At 63.3% G+C, this 8,833-nt stretch carries 19 protein-coding genes; 5 read left to right on the plus strand and 14 right to left on the minus strand.

Features of this window, described 5'->3' with window-relative positions; translation table 11 throughout:
* The first annotated feature begins 58 nt into the window (after positions 1-58).
* On the plus strand, positions 59-463 hold the full coding sequence (locus K3172_RS05070; protein WP_221587562.1) for an acyl-CoA thioesterase: 405 nt from the start codon (positions 59-61) through the stop codon (positions 461-463).
* Between the two features lie 45 nt (positions 464-508).
* On the plus strand, positions 509-1,030 hold the full coding sequence (locus K3172_RS05075) for a sterol desaturase family protein (protein ID WP_345725595.1): 522 nt from the start codon (positions 509-511) through the stop codon (positions 1,028-1,030).
* 34 nt (positions 1,031-1,064) lie between these two features.
* Here the strand turns inward: K3172_RS05075 and K3172_RS05080 are convergent, their stop codons facing one another.
* The 14 genes from K3172_RS05080 to K3172_RS05145 all read right to left on the minus strand — a co-directional run bounded on the left by K3172_RS05080 (position 1,065) and on the right by K3172_RS05145 (position 5,861).
* The gene (locus K3172_RS05080; protein ID WP_221587564.1) at positions 1,065-1,223 is read right to left on the minus strand and encodes a YqaE/Pmp3 family membrane protein; all 159 of its coding nucleotides are present in this window, start codon (positions 1,221-1,223) and stop codon (positions 1,065-1,067) included.
* Positions 1,224-1,299: 76 nt separating this feature from the next.
* Complete coding sequence (locus K3172_RS05085) at positions 1,300-1,650, minus strand: YbaN family protein (protein WP_221587567.1); 351 nt, start codon at positions 1,648-1,650, stop codon at positions 1,300-1,302.
* A 1-nt stretch (position 1,651) separates the two neighbouring features.
* The gene (locus K3172_RS05090) at positions 1,652-2,059 is read right to left on the minus strand and encodes a SufE family protein (protein ID WP_221587569.1); all 408 of its coding nucleotides are present in this window, start codon (positions 2,057-2,059) and stop codon (positions 1,652-1,654) included.
* 45 nt (positions 2,060-2,104) lie between these two features.
* Positions 2,105-2,281, minus strand: coding sequence for a hypothetical protein (locus K3172_RS05095; RefSeq protein ID WP_221587571.1), 177 nt, complete (start codon positions 2,279-2,281; stop codon positions 2,105-2,107).
* On the minus strand, positions 2,278-2,511 hold the full coding sequence (locus tag K3172_RS05100; protein ID WP_221587573.1) for a hypothetical protein: 234 nt from the start codon (positions 2,509-2,511) through the stop codon (positions 2,278-2,280). The genes K3172_RS05095 and K3172_RS05100 overlap by 4 nt, the downstream gene beginning before the upstream one ends.
* Positions 2,512-2,551: 40 nt before the next feature.
* Positions 2,552-2,830: a hypothetical protein gene (locus K3172_RS05105; protein ID WP_221587575.1), complete on the minus strand. Its 279-nt coding sequence runs from the start codon at positions 2,828-2,830 to the stop codon at positions 2,552-2,554.
* Complete coding sequence (locus K3172_RS05110; RefSeq protein ID WP_221587577.1) at positions 2,827-3,138, minus strand: hypothetical protein; 312 nt, start codon at positions 3,136-3,138, stop codon at positions 2,827-2,829. Before K3172_RS05110 ends, K3172_RS05105 begins: the two co-directional genes overlap by 4 nt.
* The gene (locus K3172_RS05115; protein ID WP_221587579.1) at positions 3,138-3,452 is read right to left on the minus strand and encodes a hypothetical protein; all 315 of its coding nucleotides are present in this window, start codon (positions 3,450-3,452) and stop codon (positions 3,138-3,140) included. Before K3172_RS05115 ends, K3172_RS05110 begins: the two co-directional genes overlap by 1 nt.
* Positions 3,452-3,790: a hypothetical protein gene (locus K3172_RS05120; protein ID WP_221587581.1), complete on the minus strand. Its 339-nt coding sequence runs from the start codon at positions 3,788-3,790 to the stop codon at positions 3,452-3,454. The genes K3172_RS05115 and K3172_RS05120 overlap by 1 nt, the downstream gene beginning before the upstream one ends.
* The gene (locus tag K3172_RS05125; protein WP_221587583.1) at positions 3,790-4,095 is read right to left on the minus strand and encodes a phage shock protein B; all 306 of its coding nucleotides are present in this window, start codon (positions 4,093-4,095) and stop codon (positions 3,790-3,792) included. Before K3172_RS05125 ends, K3172_RS05120 begins: the two co-directional genes overlap by 1 nt.
* A gap of 22 nt (positions 4,096-4,117) precedes the next feature.
* A complete protein-coding gene (gene pspC, locus K3172_RS05130; protein WP_221587584.1) occupies positions 4,118-4,492 on the minus strand; it encodes an envelope stress response membrane protein PspC in 375 nt (124 codons plus the stop codon).
* The gene (pspB, locus tag K3172_RS05135) at positions 4,489-4,785 is read right to left on the minus strand and encodes an envelope stress response membrane protein PspB (protein ID WP_221587586.1); all 297 of its coding nucleotides are present in this window, start codon (positions 4,783-4,785) and stop codon (positions 4,489-4,491) included. The genes pspC and pspB overlap by 4 nt, the downstream gene beginning before the upstream one ends.
* A gap of 3 nt (positions 4,786-4,788) precedes the next feature.
* A complete protein-coding gene (gene pspA, locus K3172_RS05140; protein ID WP_221589028.1) occupies positions 4,789-5,616 on the minus strand; it encodes a phage shock protein PspA in 828 nt (275 codons plus the stop codon).
* A gap of 92 nt (positions 5,617-5,708) precedes the next feature.
* Complete coding sequence (locus K3172_RS05145) at positions 5,709-5,861, minus strand: hypothetical protein (RefSeq protein WP_221587588.1); 153 nt, start codon at positions 5,859-5,861, stop codon at positions 5,709-5,711.
* A 180-nt stretch (positions 5,862-6,041) separates the two neighbouring features.
* Between K3172_RS05145 and pspF the strand changes: the two genes are divergently transcribed.
* From pspF to K3172_RS05160, 3 genes are all read left to right on the plus strand, one after another.
* Positions 6,042-7,076 carry a phage shock protein operon transcriptional activator gene (gene pspF, locus K3172_RS05150; protein WP_221587590.1) on the plus strand — a complete coding sequence of 345 codons (1,035 nt, stop codon included), beginning with the start codon at positions 6,042-6,044 and terminating at the stop codon, positions 7,074-7,076.
* An 82-nt stretch (positions 7,077-7,158) separates the two neighbouring features.
* Entirely contained in the window at positions 7,159-7,494 is a 336-nt protein-coding gene (locus K3172_RS05155; RefSeq protein WP_221587592.1) for a hypothetical protein, read from the plus strand.
* Between the two features lie 388 nt (positions 7,495-7,882).
* On the plus strand, positions 7,883-8,695 hold the full coding sequence (locus K3172_RS05160; RefSeq protein ID WP_221587594.1) for a hypothetical protein: 813 nt from the start codon (positions 7,883-7,885) through the stop codon (positions 8,693-8,695).
* Positions 8,696-8,833 lie beyond the last annotated feature (138 nt).

Raw genomic sequence — 8,833 nt, forward strand, 5'->3', positions numbered from 1 at the left:
GCAAAAAGGCAAATCCAGAGTCTTCCAAACTTAACCTTTCTCTGCTCTATTGACACTCATGTCAGCAAAGCCGTTCTCCTTTCCGATCAAAGTGATTCCCTCGGACATCGATTTCATGGGGCACGTAAACAATGCGCGCTACCTGAATTGGGTGCAGGACACGGTGCTCGCGCATTGGCAGAAACTGGCCCCGGCGGAAGAGGTGGCGAGCAAGGCGTGGGTCGCGCTCAAGCACGAGATCACCTACCGCAAGCCCGCTTTCCTCGACGACGACGTGATCGCGGAAACCGTGCTCGAAAAGATCGCCGGCGCGCGCTCCTTCTACAACACCGTCATCCGCCGCGGCGAAGAGGTGCTGGCCGAAGTGCAGAGCATGTGGTGCTGCATCGACGCCGAGAGCCTGCGCCCCGCGCGCATCAGCCGGGATGTCGCAGAAAAGTTCTTCGGCCTACCGCGCAAGTAACGCGCGCCCTTTGCCGGGAGCGCGACCAGCGACTATAACGGTCCGGTGAACACGATCCTGATCATAACAGCCATCGTCCTCGCCACCTTCCTCGCGATGGAGTGGGTCGCCTGGGCGAGTCACAAGTACATCATGCATGGCTTCGGCTGGGGTTGGCACCGCGACCATCACGAACCGCATGACAAGGCGCTCGAGAAGAACGATCTCTACGCGGTGGTGGGCGCCGCAATGAGCATTTCGATGTTCATGCTGGGCAGCGACGTCGTCGCTGGCGCCTATGCCTGGTGGCCTGCGACGTGGATCGGCGTCGGCATCCTGCTCTACGGGATAGTCTACACGCTGGTGCACGACGGCCTCGTCCACCAACGCTATTTCCGTTTCGTACCCAAGCGCGGCTACGCCAAGCGGCTGGTGCAGGCGCACAAGCTGCACCATGCGACGATCGGCAAGGAAGGCGGGGTCAGCTTCGGCTTCGTCCTCGCGCGCGATCCGGCGAAGCTCAAAGCGGAACTCAAGCGCCAGCGCGAAGCGGGCGAAGCGGTGGTACGCGAAAGCGCCGGAGCCTGAGGCCCCGGCGCTTCGGTCCGGTCAGCGCGAGCGCTTACCTGGCGTAGTTCACATACAGTCCGTGGACGAGGCCGGGGATGAAGCCCAGCAGCGTCAGCACGAGGTTGATCAGGGTCGTCTTGCCCAGACCGTGCTTGGCGGCAACGCCGAGCGGGGGGAGCAGGATCGTCGCGATCAGGATGAGAATTGCCATGTGAGAGTGTCCTTTCGTTCACCCTCCCGTCGTATGCAAAGCCAACGATGTGGCAGGTGGCAGGTTCCCCCGCCGATTATTCGTTGCGCGTCGCGATCCAGCCTCCGCAGATGACCAGGATCGCGAGCGAAATCCAGTACCAGGGTGCTCCCAGCGTGTACCAGGTGAAGACCGCCCCGGTCGCCATCGCGCCGATCGCCATCGTCTTGGACCGGCGACTGATCGCGCGCCGTTCGCGCCAGTCGAGCACCTGCGGTCCCCAGTGCGGATGGTCGAGAATCTTCCGTTCCCATTCGGGATTGCTGCGCGCGAAGAAATAGACCGCGAGCAGCAGGAACGGCACCGTCGGCATGATCGGCAGGAACGCGCCGACCGCGCCGAGGCCGACGCTCAGCAGGCCCAGCGCCGAGTAGATCGGTCGCTTCATGTCACCCGGCGGCGATGCGAGCGGCGTGCTCTTTCACGAGCGCGATCATGTTGGGGACACCTTGCGTGCGATTGCTCGACAGCTGGTTCCTGAGGTCGAAAGGCTCCAGCGCGGCGGTGATGTCCATCGCGGAGACCTCGCGCGCCGGGCGGTCCTGCACCGCGGCGATGACCAGCGATACGATGCCCTTGGTGATCGCGGCATTGCTGTCGGCGAGAAAGTGCAGGCGGTCCGCATCGCCAGTCGGATAGACCCACACCGCGGCCGAACAGCCGCGCACCAACGTCGCGTCGGTCTTGAGCGCATCGGGCATGGGTTCGAGATCGCGCCCGAGCTCGATCAGCAGGCGATAGCGTTCGTCGCCTTCGAGGAACGCGTATTCGTCGGAAATGTCGGGAAGGGTGCGCATGGCGGGGGCCTTAGCGGGGCGGCACGCGCAGGTAAATCGGGACGGTCAGCCGGCCAGGCCGCCGGGCCGGGTGAAGGCGAAGTAGATCACGTAGAACCACCCGAAAAAGCCGTGGATGATGGCCCACACGATCGAGGAATGCAGGCTCCAGCTGATCGCCACCGCGATGGCGCTGCCGAGGCCGATCCCCGCGCGCGCGGCATCGGTGCGGGCGGCGGTCACAGATCGACCCCGCTGGCGATGGCCTCGAGCTTGCGGATACGCTCCCTGAGGTCGGCGATCTCGATGCGGGCGGCGCCCATGGGGGAGCCTTCCTGGCGCTGCGGAGTGCCATGCTCCAGCTCGCGGCTGCGCAGGTCGAGCCAGCCACGCCAGCCCTGAAGCAGTGCGGCAGCCACGATGACCAGACCGATCAGCGATGCTCCGGCGATCACGATTGTCGGTTCGAACATTTCCCTCATGTCCTCCTTGAACCAGGTTTCCCTTGTTGCCTCAGTCGGCCTGCTTGTCGCGCAGGGCGTCGATCTCAGCGGCTATTCTTTTCGTTTCCTGGGCGTCGAGCGAGTTGCCGTCGGTGGCGATCCGCTCGAGCACCTTGATGCGTTCGCGCAGGTCATTTATTTCATGCCGCTCGGCAGCAGACAGATCATGCTCCTGCCGGGGTGTGCGACTTTGCTGTCCGATCCGGCCCATCGCCTTGTAGCGTTCGATGAACACGCCGGAGATGGTGCTGATCGCGACAATCAGGACGATTGCGGTCCAGAAGCTCATCTCGCGGCCTCCGGCGTGCGGACATTCTCGGTCGCATCCAGAGCGCGAAGCTCTTCGATCTGCGCGGCGAGCGCGTGGTCGCCGTCGGTGGCGATCCTCTCGAGCACGCGGACACGTTCCTCCAGCTTGCGGTAATCGCCAGCTTCCTTTGCGGCCGTGCCCGCTTTCGCTTCGGCAATGCGCGCTTCCAGCTCGAGCCTCTGCAATTTGTGCATCCGGTCCCGCTTCCCGGCTATCGATCCGAAGGTCAGTACGACCAGGACGATAACCAGCACGAAGCTGAAGATCAGGATCAGGTCCGGATCCATCAGTTGATCTCCCCGGGCTCGCGCAGCCGGTCGATTTCATGGGTCAGATGGTACCCGCTGTCGGTGACGATGCGCTCGACATTGGCGAGCCGGTCCTTGAGCGAGCCGACTTCGGCACGCAGCTGGGCGTTCTCCTGGGTGAGCAGCGATACACGCTCCTCGGCCACGGTGCTCTTGGGGTAGATCGCCTTGCCCCAGCTGTTTTCGAGCGGGTAGCCGTTCTTCACGCGGATCCAGGTGTTGACCACCCAGGCGAGCGACATGCTGACCACGCCGACGCCGATGACGGCCGGGGTGAGAATTGCGAAGTCCATCACACCTTCTCCTTCTTTCCGATATCCAGCGGTACGCCCGCATCTTCATTCCGCTCGTCCCGCAGGGCTTCGATTTCTGCGGCCACGGAGTACCCCTTGTCGGTCACGATCCGCTCCAGCACCTGCATGCGCTTGTCGACTTTGCCGAGCAGGGCGCGCAGCTCTTGGTTTTCGGAACGCAGTTGCGTGGCATCTTCGCTAACCTTGCGCTCGGTCTTCCCGCCCCACTCGTCTTCGAGCGAGTAGCCATGCCTGGCGCGGATCCAGTTGTTCATCAGCCAGCCGATCGTGCTGATCGCTACCAGCGCGACGACGAAGCCCGGTCCACCCCAATCCATCACGCTTTCTCCTTCGATCCGACATCCAGCGGGACGCCGGCACCGTGGTCGTCGACGCGGCGCTGGTCGCGCAACGCTTCGATCTGGGTGGCGACGTTGTAGCCGCCGTCGGTCACGATGCGCTCGAGCACCTGAACGCGGTCTTCGAGCTGCTGGACCCGGCTGGCGTATTGCGCAGCCTTTTCCGAGCTGGCTTCAGCCGTCGCCGCGATCCGCTTTTCTTCCAGCTTCCGGTTGTTCACCAGCCAGATGATGCCGAGCACCATGATGAACGGTGCGAGCGGTATGAGTATTGCGAGATCCATGGTCCTTCCCCTCCCTCGTGGCTCAGCGCAGGCGTTCGATTTCGGCCGTGAGGCGCGGATTGCTGCTGACGTAGAAGGTCTCGACGTCGGCGAGGCGGCGATCGATGTCCTTCATCCGGCTGCGGATTTCGCGCGCCGTGCGCTTGGGGTTCTGCCGGACGCGCTGCCAGTACTTGGTTTCGTCCTGGTCGACATAGAGATGCGACGGTTTCTTGTTCAGCAGCAGGCCGGCCACGAAATAGGCGAGGATCGGCCAGCCCATCGAGAGCGCGAGGATCAGGAAGCCGATGCGGACCCAGAGGGCGTTGACGCCGGTGTAATCGGCGATGCCCGAGAGAACGCCCATGAACTTCGCATTCTGCTTGTCGCGGTAAAGCGTGGTGCGGGGGCTGTTCACTTCATGGCTCCTTTCTTCTCGGCGATCAGCTGTTCGAGTTCGCGCAGCTGCTGGTTGTCCTGCTCGCTGTCATGGACGAGGCGGGCGGGGCGGAAATCGGGGTTGTCGCTGGCGACCAGGCGTTCGACAGTGTCCATGCGGTCGTCCAGGCGCTTGGCGAGGTTGTAAAGTTCCTCGAGCAGCACTTCGTCATCCGTGGTGATCGTCGCAGAGGTCTTCCACTTGGTGACGTAATGGAGGACCAGCCATGGCAGGGCGATAAAGATCGCCACGATTGCAAAAACTTCGTCCATTGATCAGTCCTCCTTGGGTGCGCTCTTGCCGAGCGCTTTTTTCATCTGTTCAAGCTCGTCGTCGATGGCATCCTGGCCCTCCAGCGCGGCGATTTCGTCCGCGAGGTTCGGTGTGCCGCTGCCATCGGCGATCTGCAGGGCGTCAGCGCGCCCCTCGGCGTAGTCGACGCGGCGTTCCAGCTGGTCGAAGCGGCTGAGCGCATCGTCCACGCGTTCGTTGGTCATCAGGCTGCGCAGCTTGACGCGGTTTTCCGCGCTCTCGAGCCGGGCGGCGATAGCGGTCTGGCGGCTGCGCGCTTCGCGCAGGCGGTTCTGCAGCTTCTGGATGTCCTGTTCGTAGGCGCGCAATGCATCGTCGAGCACCGCGATTTCCGTCTTGAGCTGCTCGCTCATGTCGGCGGCCTTCTTCTTCTCGACCAGGGCGGCGCGGGCCAGGTCCTCGCGGTCCTTCGACAGCGCGAGCTGGGCCTTCTCGCCCCAGTCGGCCTGCAGTTTGTCGAGCTTGACCGTGTGGCGGTGCATTTCCTTCTGGTCGGCGATGGTGCGCGCGGCGCTGGCGCGGACTTCGACCAGAGTTTCCTCCATCTCGAGGATGATCATGCGGATCATCTTCTGCGGGTCGTCTGCCTTGTCCAGCATATCGTTGAAGTTGGCGGCGATGATATCGCGCGTACGGCTGAAAATACCCATCAAAGGCGCTCCACTGGAAAAGAATTCATTGATCTTCGCATTGACCTTGTCGGCATCGACCCAGTCGCTCGCCCGGTCCTGCCGCTGCGTCGGGGTGGGGGAACGACGGAGCCGTTCTACCTCTTCCTCGATCCGCGACAAGCGTGGCCCGTTCCTGGGGCGGCCCGGAGCGTCCTGGGGACTGTCGGGGGAGGTGCGCTCCGGGCCAAGGGGGTCGTGCTCGATCGTCATGATCATGCGATCTCGACCTGTTCGACGGTCGCCAGCGCTGGCGTCGGCGCGGTGACGGCGATCTGCGAGCTCAGCATGACGAAGGCCGACATGGCGACGATGCTGGCGAGTGCGGCCTGACCGAGTTGCGAACGGAAAAAGCTGCGATCGTACATGGTGGGGTCCTCCCGTGTGGCCGTCCGATGAACCGTTGGGCCGATGTGCTGTTGTCCCATGTTCAGCAAAGGGTGTGCCAAACGCGCAAAACGGGAGAAAATGGCGCTCGCATGGGTTTTCGACGAACGACACGTTGGGGGTGATTGCCAACCCTTGGTGATATTTCCTATAACTTGGCTATGGAGCGGGACAATCAGTTCATCGGGCAGTCCGGGGCCTTCCTGGATGCGGTGGAGCGCGCCAGCCGCGCCGCGCCGATGCGCCGCCCAGTACTCGTCATCGGCGAACGGGGCACCGGCAAGGAATTGATCGCCGAACGTCTGCATCGCCTGTCCACCCGCTGGGACGAACCGCTCGTCACCATGAACTGCGCCGCCCTGCCTGAAACGCTGATCGAAGCCGAGCTGTTCGGCCACGAGGCCGGCGCATTCACGGGTGCTACCAGACAAAGGATCGGTCGGTTCGAGGAAGCCGACAAGGGGACACTTTTTCTCGACGAACTGGGCACTTTGTCGATGGGCGCGCAGGAACGCCTGTTGAGGGCGGTCGAATATGGCGAGGTGACGCGGATCGGTTCGAGTCGCCCGGTGCGGGTCGATGTGCGCATCGTCGCCGCCACCAACGAGGACCTGCCAGCCAAGGCCGAGCGCGGCGAATTCCGGGCCGACTTGCTCGACCGGCTGAGTTTCGAAGTCATCACCCTGCCGCCCCTGCGCGTGCGCGAGGGCGATATCGAAGTGCTGGCGGACTATTTCGGGCGCCGCATGGCGGCAGAGCTCGGCTGGGAAGGCTGGCCGGGTTTCGCCGGCCACGTAACCGAGCAGATGGTGAGGCACGACTGGCCCGGCAACGTGCGCGAACTGCGCAACGTCGTCGAACGCGCGATCTATCGCTGGGACGATTGGCACGAGCCGATCGGGCACGTCGTGTTCGATCCGTTCGACAGCCCGTGGAAGCCGGTCGATTCCGTCAAGCGCGCGCCGCAACCATCGCCCGCCGCTGCCGGTGGGGCAGGGGTGCCGTTCCAACCGGTGGCCGATCTCGAGCATATCGACGACCTCAGGGCCGCCGTGGACGAGCACGAGAAGGCGATCGTCGAACATGCGCTTGGCAAGCACCGCTGGAACCAGCGCCAGACCGCCAGGGCGCTGGGCCTCAGCTACGACCAGCTGCGCCACTGCATCAAGAAGCACGGGCTGATGCAGGAAGAATAGGCGCCGGAATCGCTCCCCGTTTAACGAATTGTTCGACATGCTTTTATAGTCGTTGGGTGCACTCGAACCCGGGGGACGAAGAATGCAGGCACTTGTCGATCTGGTTGGCGGTATCGTCGGCAGCATCCAGAAACTGATCATCCTGATGCTGGTATTCGGGGCGGTCATCTGGGCGATCACCATCTTCGGCTTCAGCTCCGCTGCGCCAGTGGTTGCCGACAAGATGGCCGAACGCGCCGAGCGTGTCGGGGAGAAGGCCATCAAGGCTGCAGTGGAGGAACGCCGGGCGCGCGAGCTGGCACGGGATGGCTGGGGCTATTCGGAATCGAGCACCGATTCCTACGGCAGCGGATCGCCCCGCGAAGGTGCCGAGCGCGATGCCAGTGGCGATGTCGTCGGCGGCTGGGGCAGCGAATAAGGCAACGCGCCGCACGCCGCGCCCATCTGCTGCAGCCGGGGCGCGGCTCGAGGATGGCCGAGTCGGGCCCGTGTGCGAGCCTCCTTTGGCTGCATACGGTGCAGAACTATCCTAAACGGCATCTCGACTCGTCTGGCGGCCCGAACGTCACAGCGATGGATTTGCGCCATTTCTTGGCCTCCCTAACAAGCGCCGCAGTAACGGTGTGGTTACCACTCTTGCAAAGGGGGCTGAAGCCTGACACATCTTTCCTCGGAGGGTTGGCCGAAGTTCTGGCGTCAATAAAACGGCCTCGTTTTTGTTCAGACAAGAGGACGCGCCTGCATCCTTTGCAGTATAGCCAATTTCTTTTTCTCGCTAGAATTGAGTTAAAGTTAGGGGACTGAACATGACAAAAAGGAATATCGTCGCAGCCGGCGCTGCCGCAGTGGCCGCCATCGCAATGGTCGCCTCGGGCCCGGGCCTCGCGAACCATTCGTGGAACGGCTATCACTGGCAGACCGTCTCCGGCACGGCCACGCCGCTTGTGGTGGACAACACGGTCGGCGCGTGGAAGCCTCGCGTTGCGCTGGCGATGCAGGACTGGAACCAGTCGCAGCATATCGACAGCCAGCTGACCACCGGCACCACCAACCAGAAGCGTTGCGCGATGACGCAGGGCACGATCCAGGTCTGCAATGCCTCCTATGGCCAGACCGGCTGGCTCGGCATCGCTTCGATCAGCCTGTCTGGCGGCCACATCGTCGCCGGTTCGACCAAGCTGAACGACACCTATTTCGCGCTCCAGCAGTACAATACCGAAACCTGGAAGCAGCTCGTCACCTGCCAGGAAATCGGCCACGACTATGGTCTCGGCCACCAGAACGAGGACTTCTCGACCGATCTCACCACCTCGTGCATGGAATACACCAGCCAGCCGAGCGGTAACGAGCATCCTGACTCCCACGACTACCAGCAGCTCGCCGCGATCTACAACCACGGCGAAGGTGGCAGCAGCACTAGCGGTGGCAGCAGCGGCGGCCCCGGCAAGGGCAAGCCGCTCGGCATCGAGCCCGGCAACGGTCCGGCAGAGTGGGGCAAGGCGATTGGCCACGACAAGGCCGGCCGTCCCAACGAGTATGTCCGCAACTTCAACGGCTACACGATCATCACGCACGTCACCTGGGCGCCGCACGTGAAGGTGCCTGAAGTCCGCCACTGATCGATCGGTCCTTCTGGACGGTATTACGAGAGGGCTCGGCCGCGGCCGGGCCCTTTCTTTTGGGGCGCTACCGCTTGCGTATTGCTTTCTGTGGCGACTCCTCCTATCTGCCCCCCATCCCGACATTGTCGCGACACT

The organism is Qipengyuania proteolytica, from assembly GCF_019711565.1.
Taxonomy (GTDB): Bacteria; Pseudomonadota; Alphaproteobacteria; order Sphingomonadales; family Sphingomonadaceae; genus Qipengyuania; species Qipengyuania proteolytica.

Bases quoted from the DNA above. Each gene is read 5' to 3' on its own strand.
- K3172_RS05070 (WP_221587562.1), top strand. From the start codon at position 59: ATGTCAGCAAAGCCGTTCTCCTTTCCGATCAAAGTGATTCCCTCGGAC.
- K3172_RS05080 (WP_221587564.1), bottom strand. From the start codon at position 1,223: ATGGCAATTCTCATCCTGATCGCGACGATCCTGCTCCCCCCGCTCGGC.
- K3172_RS05085 (WP_221587567.1), bottom strand. From the start codon at position 1,650: ATGAAGCGACCGATCTACTCGGCGCTGGGCCTGCTGAGCGTCGGCCTC.
- K3172_RS05090 (WP_221587569.1), bottom strand. From the start codon at position 2,059: ATGCGCACCCTTCCCGACATTTCCGACGAATACGCGTTCCTCGAAGGC.
- K3172_RS05100 (WP_221587573.1), bottom strand. From the start codon at position 2,511: ATGTTCGAACCGACAATCGTGATCGCCGGAGCATCGCTGATCGGTCTG.
- K3172_RS05105 (WP_221587575.1), bottom strand. From the start codon at position 2,830: ATGAGCTTCTGGACCGCAATCGTCCTGATTGTCGCGATCAGCACCATC.
- K3172_RS05110 (WP_221587577.1), bottom strand. From the start codon at position 3,138: ATGGATCCGGACCTGATCCTGATCTTCAGCTTCGTGCTGGTTATCGTC.
- K3172_RS05115 (WP_221587579.1), bottom strand. From the start codon at position 3,452: ATGGACTTCGCAATTCTCACCCCGGCCGTCATCGGCGTCGGCGTGGTC.
- K3172_RS05120 (WP_221587581.1), bottom strand. From the start codon at position 3,790: ATGGATTGGGGTGGACCGGGCTTCGTCGTCGCGCTGGTAGCGATCAGC.
- K3172_RS05125 (WP_221587583.1), bottom strand. From the start codon at position 4,095: ATGGATCTCGCAATACTCATACCGCTCGCACCGTTCATCATGGTGCTC.
- pspB (WP_221587586.1), bottom strand. From the start codon at position 4,785: ATGGACGAAGTTTTTGCAATCGTGGCGATCTTTATCGCCCTGCCATGG.
- K3172_RS05145 (WP_221587588.1), bottom strand. From the start codon at position 5,861: ATGTACGATCGCAGCTTTTTCCGTTCGCAACTCGGTCAGGCCGCACTC.
- pspF (WP_221587590.1), top strand. From the start codon at position 6,042: ATGGAGCGGGACAATCAGTTCATCGGGCAGTCCGGGGCCTTCCTGGAT.
- K3172_RS05155 (WP_221587592.1), top strand. From the start codon at position 7,159: ATGCAGGCACTTGTCGATCTGGTTGGCGGTATCGTCGGCAGCATCCAG.
- K3172_RS05160 (WP_221587594.1), top strand. From the start codon at position 7,883: ATGACAAAAAGGAATATCGTCGCAGCCGGCGCTGCCGCAGTGGCCGCC.